Source organism: Pseudosulfitobacter pseudonitzschiae, from assembly GCF_900129395.1.
GTDB lineage: Bacteria > Pseudomonadota > Alphaproteobacteria > Rhodobacterales > Rhodobacteraceae > Pseudosulfitobacter > Pseudosulfitobacter pseudonitzschiae.
The window spans coordinates 623,070-647,956 of the sequence record NZ_FQVP01000001.1; the positions used below are offsets into that span (position 1 = coordinate 623,070).

The following is a 24,887-nucleotide window of genomic DNA, read 5'->3' on the forward strand; positions in this document are numbered from 1 at the left end:
CGTTTTCCCGCTCATTTCGCCTGCTTCCCGCATGATCTAACGTATTTTTCCGTTCCCTGCGAGACCGAGAAGCCCCGCAAGGTCACTGTAAAGCCCAGATTTGTCGAGGGCTCAACACTTGTCGAGGAACTATACCGTCGGCTCACGGAGAATTTGGCCGATACGCATTCGTTGTTATAGACCAGCCCGGCCCCCGCATAGGCTGCCCGGTCGTCCACCAGATCGTAACGCCAATTGGCGCTGGCGGTCCAGCTTTGGTTCAGGTCATAGGCACCGTCCACCGTCAGTTCCGAGACTGCCAGCGTGCGATCCTCGTCGGCATCCTCGCCCAGCCAGACATAGCTGCCGCCCACGGTCAGGCGCTTGCCGATCCAGTCGCCGCGCAACTCGGCCTTGGCCACGTCGAATCTCTCGTTGAACACGGTGCGCCCGGTCAGGGCCAGCCCGTTGCGTGTCTTCCACTGGGCCGCCAGGAGGAAATCGGATGTGGTGCCCGACAGGCCCGAGGTTTCGGAATAGTCCGGCTCGCCGTCGCGCCGCAGAACCTGTCCCAATGTCAGGCGCGTTTCCCATCCTGCGGGATCAAAGCGCGACCAGTTGACGCCATAGGCGGCAGCCAATCCGCGCTCGCGCCGGTCGGGACGTGGAAAACGGGACAGCGACAACAGGTTGCCTTCGTCGAATTCGACCCGGGTGCTTTCGTCGTTGGGCACGTTCAGGTCATGGCCGCCGACATAGCCCACCTGCAGGATCGGTTCGAGCAATACGGAAGAGCCATCGCCGTTGTGGCGCACGAGCGGATAGCGCAGGGTCAGCTGTCCTTGTGGCGTCAGCCCCGCATCGCTGCCGGTAAAGACATTGTCCTGGCTTACGTTGATCGCGTCGGCTTCGATCCCCAATGACGCCTCGGCACGCGCACCGCCCCTCAGGGTCCAGCTGCGCAGCCATTCCGCGTCCAGGTTGATCCGCTGCACGTCACGCCCGTCGGCAATGCCGTCCAGGTTCACATCATTGGCCTCGTCCGAGCTGCGGTAATGGGCGTGCGCGTTGCCGCTGAACCGCAACTCGCCCCCGAAAGCGCGCGGAAAAAACCGTTTTTCAAAGGTTGCATCCAGCACGTTGGTCGGGATCGTGTCGTTGTCTTCGCTGTCGCGCAGGCTGCGAAAGTTGGTGTAGCGGAAGCTGAGATATTCATCCCGTTTGACCCGCGCCAGTTCGATATTGCTGGTCAGGCGGTCCTTGTCGGAATAATCGTAGTCGGTCAGATAGGCGGTGTCGGTCGTCGCCTCGATGTTGAACGTCAGCACAAAGTCGCGCCGCATGTCGAACCGGCCCATGCCGAACAGATAGCCACGGGTGTCGCCCGGTTGCAGATCGTCATCGGAGAGCGCGCCGTTGAATTCGATCCGCCCGGTGCGAAAGGCCTGGCGATAGCGGAATTCCAGCGTTTTGGTGTGGCTGGTCAGATAGGGGGCCAGCGTCAGATCGCGGTGATCGCCGATCTTGATGAAATAGGGCACCTTGATGCCGGTGCCCAGCTGCGTGTCGCTGTTCAGCGAGGGGATCAGAAAGCCCGAGGCGCGTTTCAGCGTCGGGTCCGGCAGACGCAGGCGCGGAATGAAGAACACCGGCACGTTGCCGATGCGAAACTGCGCGTTGTCGAAATACAGTTGCCGTTCCTGTTTGTCATGAATGACACGGCGGGCGCGGATCTGCCACAGGGGCGGGCGGCCATCGTCGCAAACGTGGCACGAGGTCACTGCGGTTTTATAAAGCTGCGTATAACGGCCGCCGACGCGATTCATCTCGACCGAGGCCAGTTGCAGTTGCTGGTTCAGCACCATGCGGGCGCCGGTCAGCAGGCCGTTTTGCAGATCACGGCTCAGTTCGGCCTGATCGGCGACAATGACCACGTCCTCGCCATCCTCGATGGTGATCGGTCCGGTGATGACCAGCGCGCCTGTCTTTTCGTCATAGCTGATCGCAGAGGCGCGCAGGCGGGTGGTGCCCTGGTACGCTTCGACGTTGCCGCGCGCGGTCAGCACGCGGTCACGGGTGACGGTCACGTCATCGGCCACCAGCATCGCAGGTGTGGCGGTTTGCTGCGCACTGACGGTCTGTGCCACGACCGGCGCATCCATCAGCGGTGTGGCAAGCAAGCTTGCCGCAAGCAGGATATGGGGGAAAGAGCGCACCACCTCAACCATCCTCGGCATGCAGCAAAAGCCCGAGAGCCAGGAAAATCGCGGCAGCGGGCGGTGCCCAGGCGGCAAAGGCCACCGGGATTTGCCCGTTCTCACCAAGAATCTGTGCAAAACTGCGGATGAAATACAAACCGAACCCCAAAAGCACTGCTGCCAGCACCGCCGTTCCGGTGCCCCCGAAACGGGTATGCCGCATGGTGAAGGCTGCGGCAACAAGAACCATCGCCATCAGGAACAGGGGGCGGGCCAATTCCGCCTGAAACCATACGATCTGATGGCGCGCGGAAAAGCCGGCCTGCTCAAGCTGGCGGATATAGGCGGGCATGTCCCAGATCGACACGCCACCCAATGTGCCCAGGGTCTCGCGGATGCGTTCCAGCGTCAGTGTGGACGGCACGCGCAGAACGGCATGGGTTTCGGAACTGGTTTCTGGATTGACGTCCCCGGTCAGCGGCCAGACCTTGGCATCGCGCAAGGCCCATGCGCCGTCGCCCAAGGCCGCGCTTGCCGCCTCGATGCGGCGTTGCGGGCCGCCCTGGGGCGCATATTCCAGAAACGTCACATCATAAAGAACCGAAGCATCAGAGTTCGACCGCGCAGCTCGGATCACCGTTTGGCCATCCAGACCACCCTGTCGCAGCCAGACGCCGTCGCCGGACACCAGCACCGCAGACCGCCCGCCGGTGCGGTAGTTTTCGGACAACAGCGCATAGCGTTTTGTCGTGGCGGCCACGATCGGGCCCAGCATGGTCACCGCCACCCCGCCAATCACCAGCGCCACAACCACCGGCGCCACCAGGGCCCGCAGCGCCGACCGGCCTGCGGCGCGTGTCACGACCAGCTCGGAGCTGCGCGCCAGTCCGATGAACAAGACCACCGTCGCCAGGATAATGATCAGCGGCAGGATCTGGTTGATCGTTTCGGGCGTGTGCAGCAACGTCAGGCCGATGCGGTCGGTCAGGCTGACATCATAGTCGGCAAAGCGGCGGGTCTGTTCGATCAGGTCAACCAGCGCCACCAGCGCAAAGAACACGGCCGTCAGCATCACGAAAGCATAGGCAAAGCGGCGGGCGAAATAGAAATGCAGGATCATGTCGGGACCACCGCTTGCCGTCTGCGACGGCGCAAAAGGGACGGATGGGCGGCCCATGTCAGCATTCCAGCCACCAGCAAGGCCCCCAACAGGGACGGCAAGTACATCGTCGGCCACAGGCTGGCATCATCCAGAACCATCTGCGCAAAGGTGCCGCGCATCCCGTCAATGCCGATCAGCAGGCCAAAGGCGATCACCGCCTCGCGCCAGACGCCAAAGCGGGAATAGCCGCCAACCATCAGCGTGGCAAATCCGATCAACGCCGCCACGATGCAAAACAGCGGTTGGGCAAAGCGGCTGTGGACCTCTTCGGCAATGTCGCCATTGCGCGCGCCGGTTTCATCAGAGATGCGATCCCAGTCGGTCAGCAGCGCCAGCGTGCCCATGTTGCGGATTGACCCGGTCACCTCTGTATCCGTGCTGACCAGCTTGGTGATATCAAAGGAAAAATCTTGGAACTTTGCCGTCGACAGGCGGTTGTCCTTGGTGTTCAGCCGCTGTGCCATCCCGTCCACCATGATCAGTGTGGTGCCCGCGTCATTGCGCACCAGATAGGCCTGGGCCGCGGTGTAGATCACCCGTTGTTCGGGGTTGCGGCGATCGGACAGGAACACGCCGCGCAGGACGCCGTCTTCACCGATGGTGCTGGTGTAAAAGGTGACCTGATCGGCCGGTGACAGGAACGTGCCCTCGGTCAGCAACCGCGAGGTGACGTTGCGCGAAATCTCGGCCTCGCGGATGCTCAGCTGTCCCTGGGCGGCGGGCACCAGCACATGGGTCAGCAGCGACATCATGGCAGCAACGATCAACCCATAAGCCAGCACCGGACGCGCCAGCCGCCAGGGTCCGGAACCCGTGGCCTGCATCACCACCAGTTCGGATTCGCCCGACAGCCGGTTGGTCACATAGACCGATGCCGCAAAGGTGGCGATGGGCAGCACCGTCACGATCAGCTTGGGCAGGCTCAGCGAGGTAAATTCGAGAAACACCAGCGCCGTCTGCCCGTCACCGATCAGACGGTCGAACAGAACCACCGCTCGGTTGATCCAGAACACAGCCACCAGCACCAGCGCGAAAAAGCCGAACAAGAGCAGAAACTGCGACAGCATGTATCTGTCGAATCTGGCCACATAACCCCCCGGTTGCACATGGTTTGGCAAAGTTGACAGCAACTTATCCCAAGGTTTCGCGGTGGGGAACCTGTAAATCCACCATATTTGCGCCACAGGCAAGTTGGTGCCCGCATAGCACCGCGCCTGCTCTGGCCATGTGGGCGCGCCCGCGCTAACAGTTGTGCAACCCGATACTCCCGCGAAAGGATGCGCCATGACCTCCCAACCCACTCCCATGACCCAAGTCAGCTTTGAAGCGCTGGATATCGGCGCGCTGGCCACTGCCACGGGCCGCGTCGCCGTGGTGCTGGAGGCGGATGGCACGATGGACGCCGCCGGACGTCGTATCAACAAGCTGACCCGTGGCGCGCTGGCGCGGCTGGCCGAGGGCAAGGCGTTTTCCAAACTCAAGCAGGGTGGTCTGATCACCCTTGCGATGCCCGCAGGCATGGCCGCCGACGCTGTGGACGTTCTGTGCCTGTCCCGTCGTCCCAGCGTTCAGGACGCGCGCAAGGCGGGGGCCGCACTGGCCAAGGTGCGCGGCACCTCCGATATGCTGGTGGCGGCAGGCAGCACGCGCCATCTCGCTGATCTGGGCTTTGGTCTGGCGATGCGTGATTATGAGTTTAACGCTCATAAATCCGACGCAAAGCCCGCCGAAGGTGCGGTGCGCATCATGTGTGGCAAGCCTGACGAAGTGCAGGCCGAGGCGGCACCTTTGATGGCTGTGGCCGAGGGCGCGTTCTTTACCCGCGATCTGGTGAATGAACCGGCCAACGTGCTGACCACAACCGAATTCGCCAACCGTCTCGAAGCGATGAAGGATCTGGGCCTTGAAGTTGAGGTTTTGGATGAAGATCAGCTTGCAAGTCTAGGCATGGGTTCGCTTTTGTGTGTGGGGCAGGGGTCGGACAGCCCCTCGAAGGTGGTCGTGATGCAATGGAACGGCGGCACCGAAGGCGACGCACCGCTGGCCCTGATCGGCAAGGGTGTGGTGTTCGACACCGGCGGGATCAGCCTGAAGCCTGCCGCAGGCATGGAAGACATGACCATGGACATGGGCGGTGCCGGTGTCGTTGCGGGCGTGATGCGCGCGCTGGCGCGGCGCAAGGCCAAGGCGAATGTCGTCGGGCTGGTCGGACTGGTTGAAAACATGCCTTCGGGCAATGCCGTGCGCCCCGGCGATGTCGTCAAATCCATGAAGGGCGACACCATCGAGGTCATCAACACCGACGCCGAGGGCCGTCTCGTATTGTGCGACGTGATGTGGTACGCGCAAGAGCGGTTCAAACCGGCCGGCATGATTGATCTGGCGACGCTGACGGGTGCGATCATCATCGGTCTGGGCCATGAAAACGCCGGTGTGTTTTCCAACGACGATGCGCTGTGCAACGCCTTCCTGAAATCCGCCGCCGCCGAGAACGAAGGCGCATGGCGGATGCCATTGGGTCAGGCCTATGATGACCAGTTGAAAAGCCGCATCGCCGATATGAAAAACGTGGGCGGACGGCCCGGCGGTTCGATCACGGCGGCGCAGTTCCTCAAACGGTTCGTCAAGGACGAGACGCCCTGGATTCACCTGGACATTGCCGGTGTCGCTTCGGTCACTTCGGAAACGGCGCTGGCCCCCAAGGGCGCGACGGGTTGGGGTGTGGCAGCTTTGAACCGTCTGGTCGCGGACAAGTTCGAAAGCGAATAGGCCATGGGCGCCGCCTATTTCTACCACCTGACCCAGCGCTCGATGGAGGACACTTTGTCGATGCTGCTGGGCAAGGCGCGCGGCGCCGGTTGGCGGGTGGCTGTGCGCGGCCGCGAGGTGTCGCGCATGGTGCATCTGGACAACCGGCTTTGGCAGGGCGACGGCTTTGTGCCGCATGGGCTGGCGGGAGGGGACCATGACGCGGCCCAGCCGATCCTGTTGACCACGCAAAGCGATTGCCCGAACGGGGCCACCTGCATCATGTCGGTGGACGGGGCCGAGGTGACCGCCGAAGAGGTGGCGCGGATGGAGCGTGTGTGCGTGCTGTTCGAGGACTACGACGAAGCGCTAAACACCGCCCGCAGGCAGTGGAAGGCGCTGAAAGATGCGGGCGCATCGGCGCAATATTGGTCAGACGAATCCGGCGGATGGGAGAAAAAGGCCGAGACTTGAACGCCTTACGGGGTCAAGTTCATCTGGTCAGCGTCAGCGTGTCACGGGCAATCGAAATATTGCCCCAGTGCTGCAGATATCCCATCCCCAGAAGCGAGCCGAACATCTCGCCCCCCGTCACCACGGCGCGGACATTGCGATCCTCGACCGGGCCCAACGCGATACGGTCCAGCCGCACAGAGGCGGTCGCCACCTCGCCGTTGGCGGTGCTTGCACGTCCCAGAAAATCCAGCGCATCCACATCAACGCCCGCCCGCGCCGCGTCCTCGCGGGTCAGCACGATATCGGTGGCCCCGGTGTCGACGACAAAACGCACGTCGGCGTCATTCACCTTGAGCGTCAGGTAATAGTGACCGTCGCGGCTGCGTGGCACGGAAATGGAGTTCTCGCCCACAACGCTGGCCTGATAGGGCATGGAGCTGCGCGCGATATCGTCCCACAGGCCCACGGCAGCCACCGCGCCCAGTATGATCAGCCCCCAGACGGCGGCATATTGCAGCGTCTTGTTCCAAGAGGTGCGCCGCGATGCGACGGCCCAGCCGACAACCATCAGCAAAAGCAGGACAAGATAGATCAGGCGGCCGGTGTCAAAAGTATCCATGGATCAAATATAGGCAGGCGCGGGGCCTAGCCAAGGCCTTCGTAGAAACTGAAGGCGCGCAGTCCGTCCAGCACGAATTGGACCGACAGGGCCGCCAGCAACATGCCCAGCAGGCGGGTGACGACGGTGATTCCCGTCTTGCCCAAGGCGCGTTCGAGCAGGCCCGAGGCCAGAAACAGCAAGAACACCACCAGCAGCACCGCCAGCGTGATGCCCGCGACAATGCCCAGCCCGGCCAGCCCCGGCTTTTGGCCGGTCAGCAGGATCACCGATGCAATCGCACCGGGTCCTGCGATCAGCGGAATCGCCAGCGGAAAGACGGACGGGTCGTCGCCATGTTCTTCCGACGTGTCCTCGCGCCGCTTGGTGCGGCGTTCGAACAGCATGTCGAGCGCGGTGATGAACAACAGGATGCCACCTGCGACGCGAAAGGCAGGCATGGAGATGCCCACGAAGCCCAGCAGTTTTTCACCAAAGGCGGCAAAGGCCAGCAGCACCAGAAAACCCGTGACGCAAGACCGCACCGCGATGGCGCGGCGGCGTTGGCGGGTCATGCCTTGGGTCAAGGCCACGAACAGCGGTGCCATGCCCATCGGGTCGATCACCACGAACATGGTGACAAAGGCAGTGATCAGAAAGGCGGTGTCGATCATCTTCGGTCTTCCTCGCAGCGCCTTTGGGATGTTCTGAACCAGAAACCTATCAGACGGCGTCGGCGCCTTCCAGCTTTTCAAGGGCCGCCATCCACATGGCCTCGGCGCGATCCAAGGCGTTCATGACCTCGGCGTATTTCTTCTGCCAGACTTCGGCCTCGCCTTTCTTGCTGTCGTCATAGAGCGCGGGGTCGGCCAGTTTCTTGGCCAGTTTGTCGCGCATCTCGTTCAGCTTGTCGACGCGGGCTTCGGATTTGCGGGCCTCGGCGCGCAGTTCCAGAACCTTTTCCCGGCTGGGGCGCTTGGCCTTGGGGGCCTCGACCTTGGCCGGTTTCGCAGGTTTGTCCGCCGACAACAGCATCTTGCGATAGGCTTCGAGATCCTCGTCATAGGGCTGAACGGTGCCATTCGACACCAGCCACAACCGGTCAGCGACCAGCCCCAGCAGGTGCATGTCGTGACTGACCAGGATCACCGCACCGGTATAGGCGGTCAGCGCCTCGACCAGTGCCTCGCGGGATTCGATGTCCAGGTGGTTGGTCGGTTCGTCCAAAATCAGCAGGTGCGGCGCGTCGATGGTGGCCAGCAGCAGCGAAAGACGCGCCTTTTGCCCGCCCGACAGGCGACCCACGGCAGTGTCGGCCTGATCGGCGCCCAGGCCGAAACCAGCAAGTGTGGCGCGCAGCTTGGACTGCATCACACCGGGGCGCAGGGACTGGAGGTGTTGCAAGGGGGTTTCGTCGATGTGCAACTCGTCCACCTGGTGCTGCGCGAAATAGCCGATGCGCAGCTTGGTCGACCGCGTCGCCTTGCCCGACATCAGCGGCAGGCGGTCGGACAGCAGTTTCGACAGGGTCGATTTGCCCTGACCGTTCTTGCCCAGCAGGGCGATGCGGTCGTCCTGATCAATGCGCAGGTTCAGCTTGGACAGGATCACCGTGTCGCCATAGCCTGTTGTGCCGCCTTCGATGTTGATGATCGGCGGCGACAGCTCTTCGGGTTCGGGGAAGGTGAACACGCGCTTTGCCGCCTCTTCGGGGGCTGCGATCATGTCCATCTTTTCGATCATCTTCAGACGCGACTGCGCCTGCTTGGCCTTGGACGCCTTGGCCTTGAACCGGTCGACAAAGCTTTGCATGTGCTCGCGGCGGGCCTGTTGTTTCTTGGCCATCGCGGCCTGCACGGCGCGGCGTTCGGCGCGCTGGCGGGCGAACTGGTCATAGGGGCCGGAATAATAGGTCAGCTGGCGTTCTTCCAGATGCAGGATCGCACCCACGGCCCGGTTCAACAGGCCACGGTCGTGGCTGATGATGATGACCGTGTGCGGGTATTTCGCCAGATAGGCCTCGAGCCACAGCGCGCCCTCAAGATCAAGATAGTTGGTCGGCTCGTCCAGCAGCAGCAGGTCGGGTTGCGAAAACAGCACCGCCGCCAGCGCCACGCGCATCCGCCAGCCACCCGAGAAATCGGAACAGGGTTTGAGCTGTTCGGCATCGTCGAATCCCAGACCTTTCAGGATCGTTGCCGCGCGCGCCTCGGCGGACCAGGCGTCGATGTCGGCCAGACGGGTCTGGATTTCCGCGATGCGTGTGGGGTCGGTGCTGTCGTCGGCCATCAGCTCGGCACGTTCCGTGTCGGCGGCCAGGACCGTGTCCAGCAAAGACGTGGACGAGGCAGGCACCTCTTGGGCCACGCCACCGATGCGCGCCTTGGAGGGCAGGGAGATGCTGCCACCTTCCAGAACCAGCTCGCGGCGGATCAGCTTGAACAGCGTGGTTTTGCCCGTGCCGTTGGCGCCGATCAGGCCCACCTTGTGGCCTTCGGGAATGACAGCAGAGGCACCTTCGAACAAAGGACGGCCCGCGATGGAATAGGATATATCTGATATGCGCAACATGGATGCGGTGTGCCGCAACGCAGCGGCGGCGTCAATCGCCGCTTTTCAAGCGTGAAACCCCATGCTATCGGAGCCGCGATTTCAATTCACGGGGGCCGCAGGTGTGGTGCCCGATCAACCGGAGCACCGACATGGCCCTTGAGCGCACATTCTCGATCATCAAACCCGACGCAACACGCCGCAACCTGACAGGCGCGATCAACGCCAAGTTCGAAGAAGCAGGCCTGCGCATCGTCGCACAGAAACGCATCCACCTGACCAAGGCGCAAGCGGGCGAGTTCTATGCCGTGCACGCCGAGCGTCCGTTCTATGACGAACTGTGCGAATTCATGGCCTCCGCGCCCATCGTTGCACAAGTTCTGGAAGGCGAAGGCGCCATCGCGAAAAACCGCGAAGTCATGGGCGCCACCAACCCCGCAGACGCAGCCCCCGGCACCATCCGCGCCGAATTCGCCGAAAGCGTTGGCGAAAACTCGGTTCACGGGTCGGACGCACCTGAAACAGCCGCAGTGGAAATCGCGTATTTCTTCTCGGGTCTGGAACTGGTGGGCTAAGCCATCTGTTGAAGGCTGCGGCCTTGTGAGATTGGAACGGGCTGGCGCGGGATGCGCTGGCCCGTTTGTGTTTTGGGGTGCGGTTACGCCAACTTGTTCGCGATCATCGGCGCATGCATCCAGTGCGTGTCGCTCTGCACGTGATCCTGCCGCACATATTTGCCCAAGCGTGCAGACATTTCTGTTTCTGGAAACGGGCCTGCCGCGCGGACGACAAATCCCTCTTGCTTCTTGGGATCAAGGCTTGCGGCAATGTCCTCGAACAGGTTTGCCACATATGGGCCACGGTAAAGCGTCGGGACGGGCGTGATCCCCAGTTCGGCAAAACGTGCAACTGTCTGGTCCCAGCTCTGAAATACGCCATCCACGATCCATGCAAACCCCAGAAAGTACGAGGGCAGGGCGTCGTAGGCCAGCGAATGACGGGCGAACAGGTTTTCACCGATGATGCGTTCACCTGTTGCCAGTTGCGGGCTGATACCGGCTGCAAATGCTTTCACCCAATCGCGCGAGGGGTGATAGCGGCTGTCAGGGCTGCGCGCGTGGGTGCCATTTGCGTGCAGCGTCGTGTTTTCACCGTCCATCTTTTCGGTGACGATCAGGTCATCGCCCGAGAGCCCCTCCAGTGACGTCAGGATCTTGTCGTCAGAGGTTGCGCCCAGAGAGATCGGAAGATGGAAGGTTCGGCCATATTTTTGCATGATGCCTATGGCCTAGCGGGAAATCTGACATTGAAAAAGAGAGCTTGGGTCGAATAGCGGCACGCTATGACGTTACCGCAACGCTCTGCGCCTCCAGATGGTCGCGCAGCAGCTTCACGTTGCGCGAATTCGCCTTCCAGCCGACGTCGAACAAATCACCGATTAACGGGATCGAGCCCACGACCGCGTCAATGCCGATGTTCACGCCCATCCGTGCCACCAACCCGCGCGGCGCGCCCATGCGGTGGGCTTGCAGCACGATATATCCGGCCGGTCCCAGCGCCAGCAGATCGCCCACGCCGGGCACCAGCCCCATGATGCTGTCCAGACCAACGCGCACCCCGATCAACGGGATGCGCAGGGCGCGGTCCATGGTGTGGGCCACGCGGTCCAGATGATCCAGCCGCGCGGCGTGTGTGTCATGCATGTTCGGGGGTACGGGCGATGATGTACACTGCGTGCACGATGCCGGGGATATAGCCCAGGATGGTCAGCAGGATATTCAGCCAAAAGTGTTTGCCAAAGCCCTCTTGCAGGAAAACACCCAGAGGCGGCAAAAGGATAGCGATCAGAATGCGTAGCAGGTCCATGTCAGGTCCTCCGGTTTTGGATTGCGTTTCAATTACAACGCAGCCCAAACGGTCGGAGTTCCCTGTTGCGGTCCTGAGCGGCCTTACAGGCCTGCCCTTTACAGGCTGGCGTAGTCGGTAATCTCCGGGCGCGGCTTGGGCGCGGGGGGCTGTGGGGCCTGGGCGGTTACGGGCGGCTTTGGCTGGCTTTGCGCGTGCTGAAACATGGTCTTACCTTTTATCTATGTTCCGGTCTGATGGGGTCACCAGACAATGGGGCCGATGCGGACCAATATGCACGTCCGCAGTGGAATACCAGAGACTTAATTGTGGCCAAAACATGGAAATCACGGCGATTTGAGAATATATCGGGTCGTCTGTCGGTAATTGTTTCCAGATTGCACCACAATCGCGGGGAAACTCTCATGATGCGGGGCGTTCGGCCAGCCCTGAGGCTCAAGGGCGATTCCCGCATAGGGGCCGACCGGTGCGCCCAGCGTTTCCGCGTCTGGCTGATCCGGCAGCCCCGCGCCGTCATAGACCTGCAGGCCCGGCTCGGTGGTTTCGATGGTCAGTTGCAAGCCGTTCGGGCCGGTCAGGCAGGCGGCAGGACGCAGGGTGTCCTGTCCGGGGGCAAGGCATATGTTGTGATCCAGCGGGGCGGCTTGATGCAGCTGCGTCGACGCACCCGGAGACAGGCCCAGATCGCGTATGGACGCCTGCGCGCCGGTGGGCAGTTTGCCTGCGTCCACGGGCAGGTAGCTGTCGCCAAAAACCTGCAAGCCGTGATCGCGGATCGTGCCGCTGCCCGCGAGGTTCCAATAGGGGTGGTGGGCGATGTTCATCACCGTGGTGCGGTCGGTGGTGGCGGAAATGTCCAGCCTCAGGGCAGACCCGTCCAGCGCATAACGCGCGGTGATCCGGCGCAGCCCCGGCAGGCCGCAGTCGCCATGGACCAGTGTCAGGGATAACGTCACATGGGTGGCACTGTGGTCTTCTACGGACCACAGACGGCTGTGCAAGCCCGTATCGCCGCTGTGCAGACAGTTCGCCCCTTCGTTCGCCTGCATCTGCCAGCGGGTGCCGTCAATCGTCACTTCGGCGCCGCCGATCCGGTTCGCCACCGGTCCCACCAGCGCGCCCATGTATCCCGCTGCTGTCTCGTCAGCATAACCCAGCACAAGGCTTCGGGGCAGGTCACCGACCCACAGACCGACCAGCGCCGCGCCCCGCGGCGACAGGCGCGCGCGCAGTCGGTCGTTTGATATTTCGATATGGCTCGCCTGCATTCCAGTCCCTTGCTGCATCGATCCCCGCTTGACCACCGCCCCATGCTTGGCTTTGTGTGGCCTGACAGAAAAGGATGCCCCCATGACCGATACCGATCACGTCTCGACCCATGATGCCGCTGCGGACGCGCGCAATGACGATATCAAGATCTACGTTGACGGCAATATCGTCCATCGCGACGACGCCAAAGTCTCGGTCTATGACAGCGGTTTCATGCTGGGTGACGGGATCTGGGAAGGTTTGCGGCTGTATGACGGGGTCCTGAGCTTTCTCGATGCGCATTTGGACCGGCTCTACGAGGCGGCGCTGTATCTGGATCTGGACATCGGCATGGACCGCGACCAGCTGACGGCGGCGATCCATGACACCTTGCGGGCCAATGACATGCACACGGATGTGCACCTGCGGGTGATGGTCACGCGCGGGCGCAAGCGCAAACCGTTCCAGCATCCGCATCTCAGCATCTGGGGCAGCACGATAGTCATCATCGCCGAACACTCAAAGCCGGACGAAACCATGGTGCAGCGCGGCATTCGCCTGCACACGGTGCCGCACCATCGCGGTCTGCCGCTGACGCAGGACGCCAAGCTGAACTCGCATTCCAAGCTGAACTGCATCATCGCGCTGAACCACGCGATCCGTGCAGGCGCTGACGAGGCGCTGATGCTGGACCCCTTCGGCTTTGTGAACACCACCAACGCCTGCAACTTTTTCATCGTGCGCAAGGGGGCGGTTTGGACCTCGACCGGGGACTACTGCATGAACGGGATCACGCGGCAAAAGGTGATCGACCTGTGCCGCGAGAATGCGATCCCGGTGTACGAGCGGAATTTTTCGCTGGTGGACACTTACGGCGCGGACGAGGCGTTTCTGACCGGCACCTTCGGCGCACAGACCCCGGTGTTCGAGATCGACGGTCGGGTGATCGGCGGCGGCAAGGCCGGGCCGGTGTTTCACCGCATTCGCGGGCTGTACAAGGATCTGATCAAGGAACAGGTGGCGCTGGCGAAGGGGTAAATTTTTGGGTGGAGACAAACCCCCTTTCCCTCATTGGTAACCTTGCGTTTGACTCCGGCGCGGAACAAGGCCGCAGGCCGCCGCGCATCATGCCAGAGGCATGTCTTCGACATGACGGGCCGCCCCACGGCACGGCGATGCGCGGCTTCGTGTTTCATTGGGAAAGTGGCATAGTCCGAACCGCCAACCTCAATCTTTCACCCCTCATCCGGCCCGTCATCATCCAGCAAGATCCGCGCCGATGTGCCCGCCGCATCGTCATATTGTCCGCTGCGCACCGTCCACAGGAACGCGCACAGCCCCAGACCGCCCAGCACGATCGACACCGGTATCAGCACCAAAAGAACGTTCATCGCACCCTCCGTATCCGCATCGCATTGACCAGCACCGTCAGCGACGACACCGACATCGCAATCGCTGCCAGCAGCGGTGTGGCCAGTCCGGCCAGCGCCACAGGCACCGCGATGCAGTTGTACAGCGCCGCGATGGCAAAGTTCTGTTTCGACAGCCGCGTCGTCGCCCGCGCCACGCGGATCAACAAGGGCAGGTCGGCCAGGCTGTCGTTCAGGATCACGATATCCGCCGCATTGCGCGCCGCATCCAGGGCCGAGGAGGGCGCGACCGACGCATGGGCTGCCGCCAGTGCTGCTGCATCGTTCAGCCCGTCACCGACCATCATCACACGGTGTCCGCCGTCCGCCAGTGCCTGCAGCCGGTCGTGTTTGGCGGTGGCGGTGATGCCCGCCTGATGGTCCGCAACGCCCAGTGCATCGGCCAGCGGTGTGACCACTGCGGCACGGTCGCCGCTGATGATGCCGGGGCGCAGTCCCATGGTCCGCAGCCCGTCGATGGCCGCTTGTGCACCGCTGCGCAGGTTTTCCGACAGGGGCAGGGCGATGGCAGGCGCGCAGCCGATCCGCAGGCCCGGGCCGTCGAAATCGGCGCCCAGCCAACCGCCACCGCCCAGTTGCGCCAGTCCGTCCGGGCCCAGCCCCTGAACCCCGCGCCCCGGCACCTCGATAATGTTGCTCAGCGTCGCGGCTTCGCCTGCGGGCAGGGCCGCCAACACCGCACGCGACACCGGATGGGTGGAACTTTGTGCCAGCGCCCGCACCACCGCCTGTTGCGCAGGTGTCAGCAGGTTGCGCACGGCCTTTGATGCGGGCACGGTCAGCGTGCCGGTCTTGTCGAACATCGCCATGTCCACCTCGGCCAGCCGCTCCAATGCGGTGCCGGATTTCACCAGAAACCCCTTGGCATAAAGCCGCGCGATGGCGGCGGTCGACACCGCGGGCACGGCCAGTCCCAACGCACAGGGGCAGGTGATGATCAGCACCGCAACCGCCACGTTCAACGCCTGCCGCAGATCGCCGCCCAGCACCGCCCAGCCGAGGAACGCCAGCAACGCCAGCAAATGCACCGCAGGCGCATAGATCGCCGCCGCCCGGTCGGCCAGCGCGGTATAGCTGTTGCGGCTGTTCTCTGCCATTTCAACCATCGCGGCCACACGGCGCAGGGTGGTGTCTGCGCCCACGGCTGTGGCCTGCACCTTGAACGGCGCGCCCAGGTTGATCTCGCCCGCTTGAACCGGATTGCCCATGATTGAACGTATGGCCGCAGTTTCACCTGTCAGAAAGGCGCGGTCGGTGGTGGCCTCAAGGCTGATCAGAGTGCCATCGACAGGCACACGCACACCGGTTGGGATCATCACAACGTCACCCACGCGCAGGTCGCTGACAGGCACGGTTTGCGTGCTGCCCTGCACCAGTTTGTGCGCGCTGTGCACTTCCAACGCGGCGAGATCACGCGCAGCCGAGCGTGCCGTGCGGCGGCTGCGATGGTCCAGATAACGCCCGACCAGCAGGAAGAACGTCAATGATAGCGCCGCGTCGAAATAGCTGTGCAGGCCGCCGTTCAGCACCTCGTAGAACGACATGCCCGCCGCCAGCAGGATCGCCAGTGAAATCGGTACATCCATGTTCAGCCGCCGCACCCGCAGCGCACTCCATGCGCTGGCAAAGAACGGCTGACCGCAGAACAACACCGCAGGCAGCGAGATCGCCGCCGAAATCAGGTGGAACAGGTCGCGGGTGCTGTCGGCGGCCCCCGACCAGATGGCGACCGAGAACAGCATGACGTTCATCATTGCAAACCCGGCAACGGCCAGTTTGACCAGCAGGCGCTGACCCTCAGGGTCATTGCCATTGTCCAGAACGGCGCTGTCCATCGGATGCGCCTGGTACCCCGCATCGCGCAAGCGGGCGACCAGGGCAGCATCTGTCAGTGTCCGGGTCCGCACGCTGACCCGTTTCAGCGACAGGTTCACGCGCGCATCTTCGACGCCCGGCATGGTGCGCAGGCTGCGTTCGACCGTGCCGATGCAGGCGGCACAATGGATCGTGGGCAGCGACAGGATCACGTCAGCTTTGGCAATCTCGCGCTGTGCCATGCTTTCGGCCAGCGGGGCCGCGGCACAAGCGGGGCAGGCGGACAGGGTCGTCATGACGGCACATGCGCGACGATCACGCGCTGTTGGAACAGGGTGCCATCGGGTGCGCGCAACTTGATCCGCAGGTTCCAGTTGCCGGGACCGGCGACCACGGGCGCAACATAGGCCGTGCCGTCAAAGACAAACGCGGGCGTCTGGTCGGCGGCGATGCTGGTGGCGCGGCCGAACGTGGCCTCTTGGACCTGCGGCGCAATCGGTTGGCCTTCGTGGTGAATGAACAGGCGCAGTGTGTCGTGGGTGACCTCTGCGCGCACGTCCCAGGCCAGCGCCTCTTGTGCTGCGCGGTCCACGTCAAAGCTCTGCGAGGCAACGTAGGAGTTTTTCACCTCCAGCCCCGGAAAGGTTGCCACGGCCTGATAGGCCAGCACCAGGTTGACCGAAATAATGATGCCAAAGGCCGCGACAAAGCCTGTGAGCACGTGCCATCCCTTGATTTCGCGGGTCATTTTGCACCTCTTCCGTTGAATGTTGTGGCCTTGGACGCGCGGATCTGTGCGGTTACATCCTCGACCCACAGGCGCAGCGGCGTCGTGTCATCGGAGGCCGCCGGGTCACCCGCGCGGGCCGAGACATAGACCCGTTGCAACACGGTGGTGTCAGCAGGCACAGTGACGGACAGCGTGTCGCGGCCCTCCAGCCCGATCTGCAACATGTCTTCGCTGGTCAGGCTCAGCCGGAACGTGCGCGCCTCGCCCGCCTTGTTGCGCAGACGCACGTCATAGATGTTGCGGACAGTGCCATCGGACAGAACGACAAAGGTCGGATTGCGCACGGGGCTGACGGTCAGTTCGATGTCGGACCGGATGAACAGCGCATAGAGCAGCCCCACGCCGACCAGCGTCCACAAGGCAGTGTACAGGATGGTGCGCGGGCGCAGCACGTGTTTCCACAGCGGTTTGGGTGCAGCACCGGCACGCTCGGCCGGCTCGTCCGACAGCGCCAGATAGTCGATCAGCCCACGCGGCTTGCCGATACGCGCCATGACATCGTCACAGGCGTCGATGCACAGCGCACAGGTGATACATTCCATTTGCTGGCCGTTGCGGATGTCGATGCCCATGGGGCAGACGTTGACGCAGGCCATGCAATCGATGCAGTCACCTTGTGCGTTTTCAGCCACTGGCTTTGCCGGCGTTGCGGGCAGATTGGGATAGGGCGTGCCCGCATAGCGCGCGACACCGGCGCCTGCGGCCTGTGCCTCGGCCACGGCCTTTTGCGCCTCGGCGGCGCGGCGGTTCTTGACGTTATGCTTGCCGCGCGGCTCGCCCCGCCAGTCGCGGTAGGCGACGGTGATCGTATCGGGGTCCATCATCGCCGCCTGGATGCGGGGCCAGGGACACATGTAGATGCACACCTGTTCGCGCAGGAAGCCGCCGAAAATGAAGGTCGTCGCGGTCAGGATCGCGATGGTGATATAGGCCGCCGGATGCGCGTCAAAGCGCAGCAGATCGCGCAGCAATGTGGGCGCGTCGGTGAAATAGAACACCCAGGCACCGCCCGTGGCGACCGAGATCATCAGCCAGACCGCCCATTTGCTCAGCCGTAGCCGCCATTTGTGCAGGCTCCAATTGGCCTTGTGCAGGCGCAGACGCGCGTTGCGGTCGCCTTCGATCCAGCGTTCGACCAGCAGGAACAGATCGGTCCACACGGTCTGGGGGCAGGTATAGCCGCACCAGACCCGGCCCAGCGCCGAGGTGAACAGGAACAGCCCCAGGCCTGCCATGATCAGCAATCCGGCGACGAAATAGAATTCGTGCGGCCAGATCTCGATCCACAGAAAGTAAAAGCGGCGGTTGGCCAGATCGATCAGCACCGCCTGATCGGGCAGGCTGGCGCCCCGGTCCCAGCGCAGCCAGGGTGTCAGGTAGTAGATGCCAAGGGTGACAGCCATGATCCACCATTTGAAGCGGCGGAAAAAGCCATTGACCCGACGCGGAAAAATCGGCGTGCGGGCGGCGTAAAGCGGTTGGTGGGGTTGGGATGTCATGTCATTTGTTCCTGTTCGCAACGCCTGTTTAGGGCAGGGCGCGTGCCCGTTCCTTGATCTGCATCAAGAGCAACCCCGAAGCGGCACGAGTGCGAACAGGTCCGCTTCGGGGGCGACCACCCGTGCGGGTGGTCTGTTCCGCCTTATTCGCCTCCTCCCAGGCTGTGAACATAGGCGGAAACGGCACGGATATCGGCCTCTTTCAAACGCGGACCCCAGGGCGGCATGACGCCAAAGCGGGCCTGTTCGACGGTGGTGTGCAGGGTGGCGCGGTCGCCGCCATAGAGCCAGATCGCGTCCGCCAGGTTGGGCGCGCCCATCTCGCGGTTGCCCAGTCCTGCCTCGCCGTGGCACGAGGCGCAGTTGTCGGCAAAGACCACCGCGCCCTGTTCGGCCAGAGCCGCGTCAAAGTCAGAGCTGGACAGCGACACCACATGCTCGACCACGGCGTCGATCTCGGCAGGTTCCAGCATGTCGCCAAAGGCGGGCATGGCCGAATAGCGGGCGTCGTCGTCCAGCGTGTTGCGGATACCGTGGCGTACGGTGGTCATGATCGCGTCGATATCACCGCCCCACAGCCAGTCGTCGTCCAGAAGGTTGGGATAGCCCTTGGCACCAGCCGCGCCCGATCCGTGACATTGCGAGCAGTTGGCGCGGAACACCGCACCGCCGCGCGCGATGGCATAGCGATTCAGGTCGGCATCCTGCGGCAGCGTCGGCATGTCGGCGGCCACAAGCTGCGTCACCAGCTCGGCATTGGCAGCCTCGTGCGCGGTGATCTCTGCGGCCACATTGGCGCGGGTCGACCAGCCCAGCACACCCTGTGTCGCGCCCGAGATCATCGGCCATGCAGGGTAGGCAATTGTGTACAAGATTCCCCAGAATATGCACAGATAAAGTGTCCACAGCCACCAGCGCGGCAGCGGGTTGTTCAATTCTTCGATGCCATCCCAGCTGTGGCCGGTGGTCTCGACGCCGGTGACCTCGTCGGTCTTGCGCTTAGACATCGGACGCTCCTTTCCGTGTGGTTTGGGCCGCGCCCATCGGGGTGTCTTCGCGCAGCGGGATCTGTGCGATGGCGTCATAGGTTCGCGTCGATCCGGGGCGGAAGGCCCACAGGATGACCGCGACGAAAAATCCGAACATGGCCAAAAGCACCCAGCTGTCGGCGAGTTCACGCATGAAGGAATAAGTGTCCATCAAAGCCTCCTATCGGCTGGCATCTGGGGTGAAGGTGGAAAAGTCGACCATCGTGCCAAGCACCTGCAAATAGGCGATCAGCGCGTCCATCTCGGTCAGCTCGGGCTGGCCGTCAAAGTTCGAAACGGCCGCACCCGGATAGCGTTCCAGCAGCGCGTCGTAATCCGAGTCGGGATCGGCCTGCGCCCGGAAATCGGCAGCGGCTGCGGCGATCATGTCGTCGTCATAGGGCACGCCCACCAAACGGTGCGTGTTCAGCAGCGCCTCGATATGCATCGGCTCGATCCTGGTGTCGGAAAGGAACGCATACGAAGGCATGATCGATTCCGGCACCACCGACTGCGGGTCTGTCAGGTGATCGACGTGCCAGGCGTCGGAATACCGCCCGCCCACGCGCGCCACATCGGGGCCGGTGCGTTTCGACCCCCATTGGAACGGGTGATCGTACATCGATTCCGCCGCCAGCGAATAGTGGCCATAGCGTTCCACCTCGTCGCGCATCGGGCGGATCATCTGGCTGTGGCACAGGTAGCAGCCTTCGCGCACATAGATGTCGCGCCCCGTCAGTTCCAGCGGCGAATAGGGGCGCACGCCTTCGACGTCTTCGATGGTGTTCTCCAGCCAGAACAGCGGTGCGATCTCGACGATCCCGCCGATGGTCACCACCAGCAGCGAAAAGATCAGTAAGAGCGTCGGGCTTTTCTCCAGGATCGCATGGCGGTTCAGCAACGCAGTCTGGTGCGGCAGTTCGTTCGGGATCTCGTCCGGCAGGTCCGAAAGGGTGGACACCTTGGGGTCCTTGTCGGAATCCATTATCTTTTCATTATCAGCCATTTGCCTGTCTCTCTTATTCAGCCGGGACACCGACCGGCGCGGTGCGCTTGGCGCCACCCCGGATGGTCATCCACATGTTCCAGCACATCAGGATACCGCCCGAGAGGTACAGAACCCCGCCCAGTCCGCGCACCACGTACATCGGGAATTTCGCAGCCACGGTGTCGGCGAAGGTGTTGACGAGGAACCCCTGGTCATCGACCTCGCGCCACATCAGGCCTTCCATGATGCCGGTCACCCACATCGACGCCGCGTAAAGAACGATGCCGATGGTGGCCAACCAGAAGTGCCAGTTGATCGCGGACATCGAATGCATCTGTGCACGGCCCCACAAGCGCGGTGTCAGGAAATAAAGCGCGCCAAAGGTGATCATGCCGTTCCAGCCAAGTGCGCCAGAGTGGACGTGACCAATGGTCCAGTCGGTGTAATGCGACAGCGAGTTGACCGCGCGGATCGACATCATCGGACCTTCGAATGTGGACATGCCGTAGAAGGCCAGCGAGATCACGAACATCCGCATGATCGGGTCTGTCCGCAGCTTGTCCCACGCGCCTTGCAGCGTCATCAGGCCGTTGATCATGCCGCCCCAGCTTGGCATCCACAGCACGATGGAAAACACCATGCCCAAGGTAGAGGCCCAGTCGGGCAGGGCGGTGTAATGCAGGTGGTGCGGACCGGCCCAGATGTACAGGAAAATCAGCGCCCAGAAGTGGATGATCGACAGTTTATAGCTGTAGATCGGACGCTCGGCCTGTTTCGGCACGAAATAATACATCATGCCCAGGAAACCTGCCGTCAGGAAAAAGCCCACGGCGTTGTGGCCGTACCACCACTGGGTCATGGCATCTTGTACGCCGGAAAAGACCTGTACCGACTTGCTGCCCCAGAAGCTGACGGGGATCGACAGGTTGTTGACCACATGCAGCATCGCCACGGTGATGATGAAGCTGAGAAAGAACCAGTTTGCCACGTAGATGTGTTTCTCGCGGCGTTTGAAGATGGTGCCGAGGAAGACCGCCAGATAGGCCAGCCAGACGATGGTCAGCCAGATGTCGACGTACCATTCGGGTTCGGCGTATTCCTTGGACTGGGTCGCGCCCAGCAGATAGCCGGTCGCCGCCAGCACGATGAACAACTGGTAGCCCCAGAACACGAACCACGCCAGATTGCCGCCCCACAGCCGTGCGGCGCTGGTGCGTTGCACGACATAGAACGACGTGCAGATCAGCGCGTTGCCCCCAAATGCGAAAATCACCGCAGAGGTGTGCAGCGGACGCAGGCGGCCAAAGTTGGCGAAGGGTTGTGCCCAGTCAAAGTTCAGCACCGGAAAAGCCAGTTGGAACGCGATGAACGTGCCCACCAGGAAACCGGCCAGCCCCCAGAACGCGGTGGCAATGACACCGGCACGGATAACGCCGTCGCTGTATCCGCTGGTGTCCTGCACCACCTCTGGTTCGTCGATGCCACGCAGCACCCAGACAAACATGCCTGCCGCGATGAGCATGATCAGAACGGCATGGACCTGATAGGCTATGTCATGGGCGAAATTCGCCCCCATCGCAGCGATCAGGGTTATCAGCCCCAGCGCGATCAATTTAATATATTCCATGTGGCACCTTCTTGTACGCAGTCGCCCCATGGGCGGGTCTGCGGTTCTGTTCGCAGTGTCTCAGTAGCCGGGGTGGCGGGGGCGCTCTTTGATCTGAGTCAACTTTTCGTGCGTTTAATGCGTCCGGCCATCAACCTGAGGGATTGCAGGCCATTTTTCGCGCCGCGCCGCAGGCGAAGGCAGCGAACAAGTGGTTCATTTATGAGGTCAGGCGCGCTAGCGCACCACGTGGACCGCGCAGGCTGCATGTCCGACGACATGGTGGGCCACGGAGCCAAGGAAAAAATCGCTCATCGCCGGTTTGTGCGAGGCAACGATAATGCAATCACAGCCGTTTTCCTCGGCCCAGCGGCAAATGCGCGGACCGGCCTTGCCCTCGGTGATCGCAGCGCGGCTGCCGGGCAGGGTGGCGACCATGGCGTCCAGTGCGGCTTGCACCGTGTCGCGGGCGGTGGTGATGAAATCGGGCGGGAAATATTCCGAGACATAGACAGGCACGGTTTCGATCACATGCAACAGCGTGATCTGCGCGCCGGTGTCGGCCAGGGCCTGGGCGGCCTTGAACGCTGTCTGGGTGTCGCGGCTGTCGCCCAACATGACAGGGATCAGGATGTTTTTGTACATGACGTTACGCTCCTTGGGGTTTCCCAAGCAGTGAACGACACCTTAGCGCGCGGCGCTTTGATCCAGATCAGGTTTCAGCAGAGAACGCCGCCGTCTGAATCGTCGCCTGACGCGGCGTGCAGCGCGGCCATGTCGATGACCTCGAATCGCCGTCGGTCGACAAATTGCAGCACGCCTTCTTTCTTCAACGCATTCAACTGGCGGCTGACGGTTTCCAGCGTCAGGCCAAGATAGTTCGAAATCTCGTCCCGTGTCAGGGGCAGAACCAGCGGTTCATGATCCAGACCCAGCCCGTCAACATGCTGGCGGCGCACCATCATTTCGACAAAGGTTGCGATCTTTTCACGCGCGGTCTTGCGGCCCAGCAACAGCATCCAGTCGCGCGCCGCGTCCAGCTCGTCCAGCGCAATTTCCAGCAGGCGCTGCGATACATGGGGCACCGTGGCCAGCAGCCGCTCAAATGGCACACGCTGGAAACAACACAGGGTCACTTCGGTGGCTGCGACGACATCGAATTCTATGGTCTTGCGATTGGGACGCCCAATGAAATCGGAAGGCATCAACAGGCCGACCATCTGGATGCGCCCGTCTTCCATGGTCTTGCTCAGTGTCGCCACCCCTTTGACCACTGAGGCGACATAAGTCAGGTCGTCACCACGCCACAGGATCGGATCACCCGCCGCGAAGGTCTTGTAGGACTTGATCTGTTCCAATTGCTCGATCTCATCCGCATCGCAACGCGAGCAGACAGCGCGGTGCCGGATCGGGCATTCGCTGCATTTCGGACGGGAAAGAAGGTCAACGCTCATATTCGGGCTTTTGATCTGCATCAAAGTCAGCGCGCAAGGCGCACGTTTAAGTAGCGGTATGACACAGATAGATCAACTCCGCCGCCATGGACTTTTCGACGCAAAGGTCCCGCGTTACACCAGTTATCCGCCCGCGAACCATTTTGCCGCAGATGCGGGTGGCTTGCATCAGCGAGAATGGATCAGGGCCGTGCCGGAAGGCAGCGAGGTTTCGCTGTATATCCATATCCCGTTCTGCAAGCGATTGTGCTGGTTCTGTGCCTGCCGGACGCAGGGCACCAAAACGCTGCGCCCGGTGGATATCTATGTAAATGTCCTGTTGCAGGAAATGGCCCAGGTGGCGCAGCTGCTGCCCCGGGACGTGCGCATCGCGCGGCTGCATCTGGGGGGCGGGACGCCCACGATTCTCAGCCCCAGGACGATGACCCGGCTTCTGGCAGGGGTGTTCAACAGTTTCGAACGCGCCGAAGGGTTCGAATTCTCCGTCGAAATCGACCCCACCGAAGCCGCTCCCGAGCTGTTGCAGACACTGGCGGACAACGGCATGAACCGCGCCAGTATCGGGGTGCAGGATTTTGACCCCAAGGTTCAGGACGCCATCGGGCGGGCACAGACCTATGCCCAGACCTTTGACTGCATCCGGATCCTGCGCGCCGCCAAGGTGCATAGCCTGAACATGGATCTGCTTTATGGGTTGCCGCACCAGACCTCGGCCAGCCTTGTGGATACGCTGGAGCAGGTTCTGGCGCTGCAACCGGATCGGCTGGCGCTTTATGGATATGCCCATGTGCCGTGGATGTCGAAACGGCAGGTGATGATCGACGGCACCGCGCTGCCGTCAGCCGAGGCGCGTTTCGCGCTGACCGAACTGGCGCAGAAAATGTTGTGTCTGGACGGGTTCACGCCCATTGGCATCGATCACTTTGCCCGCCCCGGCGACAGTCTGGCGCTGGCCGCCAGGAACGGCGGATTGCGGCGCAATTTCCAGGGCTACACCGACGACCGGGCCGAGGTTCTGATCGGCCTGGGGGCCTCGGCGATTTCGCAATTCCCACAAGGCTATGTCCAGAATCAGTCTGCAACGGCAGCCTATTCCACGGCCATCGGACAGGGACAGCTTGCAGGTGCGCGGGGTCATGTCCTCAGCGATGCAGATCGATTGACCGCGCGTATGATCGAACAGCTGATGTGCGGCTTTGCCATCGACGCAGAGGCTTTGGCGGTCGAATTCCCCGACCAGCGCGCGACCGTGGCCGGCGCAGTGGCGGCCTTGGTCGCGGCCTATCCCGATGCGTGTCGCAGCGACGGAACCGGTGTGCAGATCGCTGACGGCTTTGCCCCGCTGGTGCGGGTCATGGCCGGTCATCTGGACCGCTACCGCACAGGGCAGGTGGCGCACAGTTCCGCGATCTGAGGGGGGTGGTCTGTAAGTGTGTCCCATCGGAGCTGGGTACGGCTCCCGTGGGCCAAAG

The 24,887-nt window shown here is 62.5% G+C and carries 25 protein-coding genes; 5 read left to right on the top strand and 20 right to left on the bottom strand.

What is annotated here, in order from left to right:
- Positions 1 to 11: 11 nt before the first annotated feature.
- Genes BUC08_RS02985 through lptF form a run of 3 tightly spaced genes read right to left on the bottom strand, consistent with a single transcriptional unit; the run spans position 12 to position 4,427 of the window.
- Complete coding sequence (locus BUC08_RS02985; protein WP_037920714.1) at positions 12 to 2,216, bottom strand: LPS-assembly protein LptD; 2,205 nt, start codon at positions 2,214 to 2,216, stop codon at positions 12 to 14.
- A complete protein-coding gene (gene lptG / locus BUC08_RS02990; RefSeq protein ID WP_037920712.1) occupies positions 2,200 to 3,297 on the bottom strand; it encodes an LPS export ABC transporter permease LptG in 1,098 nt (365 codons plus the stop codon). Before lptG ends, BUC08_RS02985 begins: the two co-directional genes overlap by 17 nt.
- Entirely contained in the window at positions 3,294 to 4,427 is a 1,134-nt protein-coding gene (lptF, locus tag BUC08_RS02995; RefSeq protein WP_037920710.1) for an LPS export ABC transporter permease LptF, read from the bottom strand. Before lptF ends, lptG begins: the two co-directional genes overlap by 4 nt.
- A 196-nt stretch (positions 4,428 to 4,623) precedes the next feature.
- Here lptF and BUC08_RS03000 point away from each other — a divergent pair, with 196 nt between their 5' ends.
- Together BUC08_RS03000 and BUC08_RS03005 are read left to right on the top strand one after the other, a co-directional pair.
- Positions 4,624 to 6,108, top strand: coding sequence for a leucyl aminopeptidase (locus BUC08_RS03000; RefSeq protein ID WP_037920708.1), 1,485 nt, complete (start codon positions 4,624 to 4,626; stop codon positions 6,106 to 6,108).
- 3 nt (positions 6,109 to 6,111) lie between these two features.
- Positions 6,112 to 6,561, top strand: coding sequence for a DNA polymerase III subunit chi (locus BUC08_RS03005; protein ID WP_037920706.1), 450 nt, complete (start codon positions 6,112 to 6,114; stop codon positions 6,559 to 6,561).
- A gap of 19 nt (positions 6,562 to 6,580) precedes the next feature.
- On the opposite strand, the gene BUC08_RS03010 is transcribed toward BUC08_RS03005, so the two are convergent.
- The 3 genes from BUC08_RS03010 to BUC08_RS03020 are packed head-to-tail and all read right to left on the bottom strand — an operon-like array spanning position 6,581 to position 9,712.
- On the bottom strand, positions 6,581 to 7,162 hold the full coding sequence (locus BUC08_RS03010; RefSeq protein ID WP_037920704.1) for a retropepsin-like aspartic protease family protein: 582 nt from the start codon (positions 7,160 to 7,162) through the stop codon (positions 6,581 to 6,583).
- 26 nt (positions 7,163 to 7,188) lie between these two features.
- Positions 7,189 to 7,815 carry a MarC family protein gene (locus BUC08_RS03015; protein ID WP_037920702.1) on the bottom strand — a complete coding sequence of 209 codons (627 nt, stop codon included), beginning with the start codon at positions 7,813 to 7,815 and terminating at the stop codon, positions 7,189 to 7,191.
- Positions 7,816 to 7,864: 49 nt separating this feature from the next.
- Positions 7,865 to 9,712 carry an ABC-F family ATP-binding cassette domain-containing protein gene (locus BUC08_RS03020; RefSeq protein ID WP_037922016.1) on the bottom strand — a complete coding sequence of 616 codons (1,848 nt, stop codon included), beginning with the start codon at positions 9,710 to 9,712 and terminating at the stop codon, positions 7,865 to 7,867.
- A gap of 131 nt (positions 9,713 to 9,843) precedes the next feature.
- Here BUC08_RS03020 and ndk point away from each other — a divergent pair, with 131 nt between their 5' ends.
- Positions 9,844 to 10,266, top strand: coding sequence for a nucleoside-diphosphate kinase (gene ndk / locus BUC08_RS03025; protein WP_028956410.1), 423 nt, complete (start codon positions 9,844 to 9,846; stop codon positions 10,264 to 10,266).
- 83 nt (positions 10,267 to 10,349) lie between these two features.
- On the opposite strand, the gene BUC08_RS03030 is transcribed toward ndk, so the two are convergent.
- The 4 genes from BUC08_RS03030 to BUC08_RS03045 all read right to left on the bottom strand — a co-directional run bounded on the left by BUC08_RS03030 (position 10,350) and on the right by BUC08_RS03045 (position 12,825).
- Positions 10,350 to 10,967 carry an RNA ligase family protein gene (locus tag BUC08_RS03030; protein WP_037920699.1) on the bottom strand — a complete coding sequence of 206 codons (618 nt, stop codon included), beginning with the start codon at positions 10,965 to 10,967 and terminating at the stop codon, positions 10,350 to 10,352.
- 64 nt (positions 10,968 to 11,031) lie between these two features.
- Complete coding sequence (locus tag BUC08_RS03035) at positions 11,032 to 11,394, bottom strand: DUF4112 domain-containing protein (protein WP_037920697.1); 363 nt, start codon at positions 11,392 to 11,394, stop codon at positions 11,032 to 11,034.
- On the bottom strand, positions 11,387 to 11,557 hold the full coding sequence (locus tag BUC08_RS03040; protein WP_037915299.1) for a YqaE/Pmp3 family membrane protein: 171 nt from the start codon (positions 11,555 to 11,557) through the stop codon (positions 11,387 to 11,389). The genes BUC08_RS03035 and BUC08_RS03040 overlap by 8 nt, the downstream gene beginning before the upstream one ends.
- 326 nt (positions 11,558 to 11,883) lie before the next feature.
- A complete protein-coding gene (locus tag BUC08_RS03045; protein ID WP_051693807.1) occupies positions 11,884 to 12,825 on the bottom strand; it encodes an aldose epimerase family protein in 942 nt (313 codons plus the stop codon).
- 82 nt (positions 12,826 to 12,907) lie between these two features.
- On the opposite strand from BUC08_RS03045, the gene BUC08_RS03050 reads away from it, so the two are divergent.
- A complete protein-coding gene (locus tag BUC08_RS03050; protein ID WP_037920692.1) occupies positions 12,908 to 13,843 on the top strand; it encodes an aminotransferase class IV in 936 nt (311 codons plus the stop codon).
- 197 nt (positions 13,844 to 14,040) lie between these two features.
- Here the strand turns inward: BUC08_RS03050 and ccoS are convergent, their stop codons facing one another.
- The 10 genes from ccoS to fnrL form a co-directional block, all read right to left on the bottom strand.
- Complete coding sequence (gene ccoS, locus BUC08_RS03055) at positions 14,041 to 14,196, bottom strand: cbb3-type cytochrome oxidase assembly protein CcoS (protein ID WP_028956415.1); 156 nt, start codon at positions 14,194 to 14,196, stop codon at positions 14,041 to 14,043.
- Positions 14,193 to 16,346, bottom strand: a complete 2,154-nt coding sequence (locus BUC08_RS03060) for a heavy metal translocating P-type ATPase (protein ID WP_037920689.1) — start codon at positions 16,344 to 16,346, stop codon at positions 14,193 to 14,195. The genes ccoS and BUC08_RS03060 overlap by 4 nt, the downstream gene beginning before the upstream one ends.
- Positions 16,343 to 16,798: a FixH family protein gene (locus BUC08_RS03065; protein WP_037920687.1), complete on the bottom strand. Its 456-nt coding sequence runs from the start codon at positions 16,796 to 16,798 to the stop codon at positions 16,343 to 16,345. The genes BUC08_RS03060 and BUC08_RS03065 overlap by 4 nt, the downstream gene beginning before the upstream one ends.
- Entirely contained in the window at positions 16,795 to 18,339 is a 1,545-nt protein-coding gene (gene ccoG, locus BUC08_RS03070) for a cytochrome c oxidase accessory protein CcoG (RefSeq protein WP_037920685.1), read from the bottom strand. Before ccoG ends, BUC08_RS03065 begins: the two co-directional genes overlap by 4 nt.
- Positions 18,340 to 18,482: 143 nt before the next feature.
- Positions 18,483 to 19,346, bottom strand: a complete 864-nt coding sequence (ccoP, locus tag BUC08_RS03075) for a cytochrome-c oxidase, cbb3-type subunit III (protein ID WP_037920682.1) — start codon at positions 19,344 to 19,346, stop codon at positions 18,483 to 18,485.
- Positions 19,339 to 19,539 (bottom strand): CcoQ/FixQ family Cbb3-type cytochrome c oxidase assembly chaperone, encoded by a 201-nt coding sequence (locus BUC08_RS03080; RefSeq protein ID WP_037920681.1) that lies wholly within the window; start codon positions 19,537 to 19,539, stop codon positions 19,339 to 19,341. The genes ccoP and BUC08_RS03080 overlap by 8 nt, the downstream gene beginning before the upstream one ends.
- 9 nt (positions 19,540 to 19,548) lie before the next feature.
- Positions 19,549 to 20,352 (bottom strand): cytochrome-c oxidase, cbb3-type subunit II, encoded by an 804-nt coding sequence (ccoO, locus tag BUC08_RS03085; RefSeq protein WP_224769742.1) that lies wholly within the window; start codon positions 20,350 to 20,352, stop codon positions 19,549 to 19,551.
- 34 nt (positions 20,353 to 20,386) lie between these two features.
- Positions 20,387 to 21,982 carry a cytochrome-c oxidase, cbb3-type subunit I gene (ccoN, locus tag BUC08_RS03090; protein ID WP_037920679.1) on the bottom strand — a complete coding sequence of 532 codons (1,596 nt, stop codon included), beginning with the start codon at positions 21,980 to 21,982 and terminating at the stop codon, positions 20,387 to 20,389.
- A gap of 216 nt (positions 21,983 to 22,198) precedes the next feature.
- Positions 22,199 to 22,606, bottom strand: a complete 408-nt coding sequence (locus tag BUC08_RS03095) for a universal stress protein (protein WP_037920677.1) — start codon at positions 22,604 to 22,606, stop codon at positions 22,199 to 22,201.
- A 74-nt stretch (positions 22,607 to 22,680) separates the two neighbouring features.
- The gene (gene fnrL, locus BUC08_RS03100) at positions 22,681 to 23,415 is read right to left on the bottom strand and encodes a transcriptional regulator FnrL (RefSeq protein ID WP_037920675.1); all 735 of its coding nucleotides are present in this window, start codon (positions 23,413 to 23,415) and stop codon (positions 22,681 to 22,683) included.
- A gap of 58 nt (positions 23,416 to 23,473) precedes the next feature.
- Here fnrL and hemN point away from each other — a divergent pair, with 58 nt between their 5' ends.
- Complete coding sequence (gene hemN, locus BUC08_RS03105; protein WP_037920672.1) at positions 23,474 to 24,829, top strand: oxygen-independent coproporphyrinogen III oxidase; 1,356 nt, start codon at positions 23,474 to 23,476, stop codon at positions 24,827 to 24,829.
- The last annotated feature ends 58 nt before the right edge of the window (positions 24,830 to 24,887 follow it).

Bases quoted from the DNA above. Each gene is read 5' to 3' on its own strand.
- BUC08_RS03045 (WP_051693807.1), bottom strand. From the start codon at position 12,825: ATGCAGGCGAGCCATATCGAAATATCAAACGACCGACTGCGCGCGCGC.
- BUC08_RS03030 (WP_037920699.1), bottom strand. From the start codon at position 10,967: ATGCAAAAATATGGCCGAACCTTCCATCTTCCGATCTCTCTGGGCGCA.
- ccoN (WP_037920679.1), bottom strand. From the start codon at position 21,982: ATGGAATATATTAAATTGATCGCGCTGGGGCTGATAACCCTGATCGCT.
- BUC08_RS03020 (WP_037922016.1), bottom strand. From the start codon at position 9,712: ATGTTGCGCATATCAGATATATCCTATTCCATCGCGGGCCGTCCTTTG.
- ccoP (WP_037920682.1), bottom strand. From the start codon at position 19,346: ATGTCTAAGCGCAAGACCGACGAGGTCACCGGCGTCGAGACCACCGGC.
- ccoG (WP_037920685.1), bottom strand. From the start codon at position 18,339: ATGACATCCCAACCCCACCAACCGCTTTACGCCGCCCGCACGCCGATT.
- BUC08_RS03015 (WP_037920702.1), bottom strand. From the start codon at position 7,815: ATGATCGACACCGCCTTTCTGATCACTGCCTTTGTCACCATGTTCGTG.
- ndk (WP_028956410.1), top strand. From the start codon at position 9,844: ATGGCCCTTGAGCGCACATTCTCGATCATCAAACCCGACGCAACACGC.
- BUC08_RS03000 (WP_037920708.1), top strand. From the start codon at position 4,624: ATGACCTCCCAACCCACTCCCATGACCCAAGTCAGCTTTGAAGCGCTG.
- BUC08_RS03040 (WP_037915299.1), bottom strand. From the start codon at position 11,557: ATGGACCTGCTACGCATTCTGATCGCTATCCTTTTGCCGCCTCTGGGT.
- BUC08_RS03095 (WP_037920677.1), bottom strand. From the start codon at position 22,606: ATGTACAAAAACATCCTGATCCCTGTCATGTTGGGCGACAGCCGCGAC.
- BUC08_RS03050 (WP_037920692.1), top strand. From the start codon at position 12,908: ATGACCGATACCGATCACGTCTCGACCCATGATGCCGCTGCGGACGCG.
- BUC08_RS03035 (WP_037920697.1), bottom strand. From the start codon at position 11,394: ATGCATGACACACACGCCGCGCGGCTGGATCATCTGGACCGCGTGGCC.
- lptG (WP_037920712.1), bottom strand. From the start codon at position 3,297: ATGATCCTGCATTTCTATTTCGCCCGCCGCTTTGCCTATGCTTTCGTG.
- fnrL (WP_037920675.1), bottom strand. From the start codon at position 23,415: ATGAGCGTTGACCTTCTTTCCCGTCCGAAATGCAGCGAATGCCCGATC.
- hemN (WP_037920672.1), top strand. From the start codon at position 23,474: ATGACACAGATAGATCAACTCCGCCGCCATGGACTTTTCGACGCAAAG.
- BUC08_RS03060 (WP_037920689.1), bottom strand. From the start codon at position 16,346: ATGACGACCCTGTCCGCCTGCCCCGCTTGTGCCGCGGCCCCGCTGGCC.
- BUC08_RS03080 (WP_037920681.1), bottom strand. From the start codon at position 19,539: ATGGACACTTATTCCTTCATGCGTGAACTCGCCGACAGCTGGGTGCTT.
- BUC08_RS03005 (WP_037920706.1), top strand. From the start codon at position 6,112: ATGGGCGCCGCCTATTTCTACCACCTGACCCAGCGCTCGATGGAGGAC.
- ccoO (WP_224769742.1), bottom strand. From the start codon at position 20,352: ATGGATTCCGACAAGGACCCCAAGGTGTCCACCCTTTCGGACCTGCCG.
- ccoS (WP_028956415.1), bottom strand. From the start codon at position 14,196: ATGAACGTTCTTTTGGTGCTGATACCGGTGTCGATCGTGCTGGGCGGT.
- BUC08_RS02985 (WP_037920714.1), bottom strand. From the start codon at position 2,216: ATGCCGAGGATGGTTGAGGTGGTGCGCTCTTTCCCCCATATCCTGCTT.
- BUC08_RS03010 (WP_037920704.1), bottom strand. From the start codon at position 7,162: ATGGATACTTTTGACACCGGCCGCCTGATCTATCTTGTCCTGCTTTTG.
- BUC08_RS03065 (WP_037920687.1), bottom strand. From the start codon at position 16,798: ATGACCCGCGAAATCAAGGGATGGCACGTGCTCACAGGCTTTGTCGCG.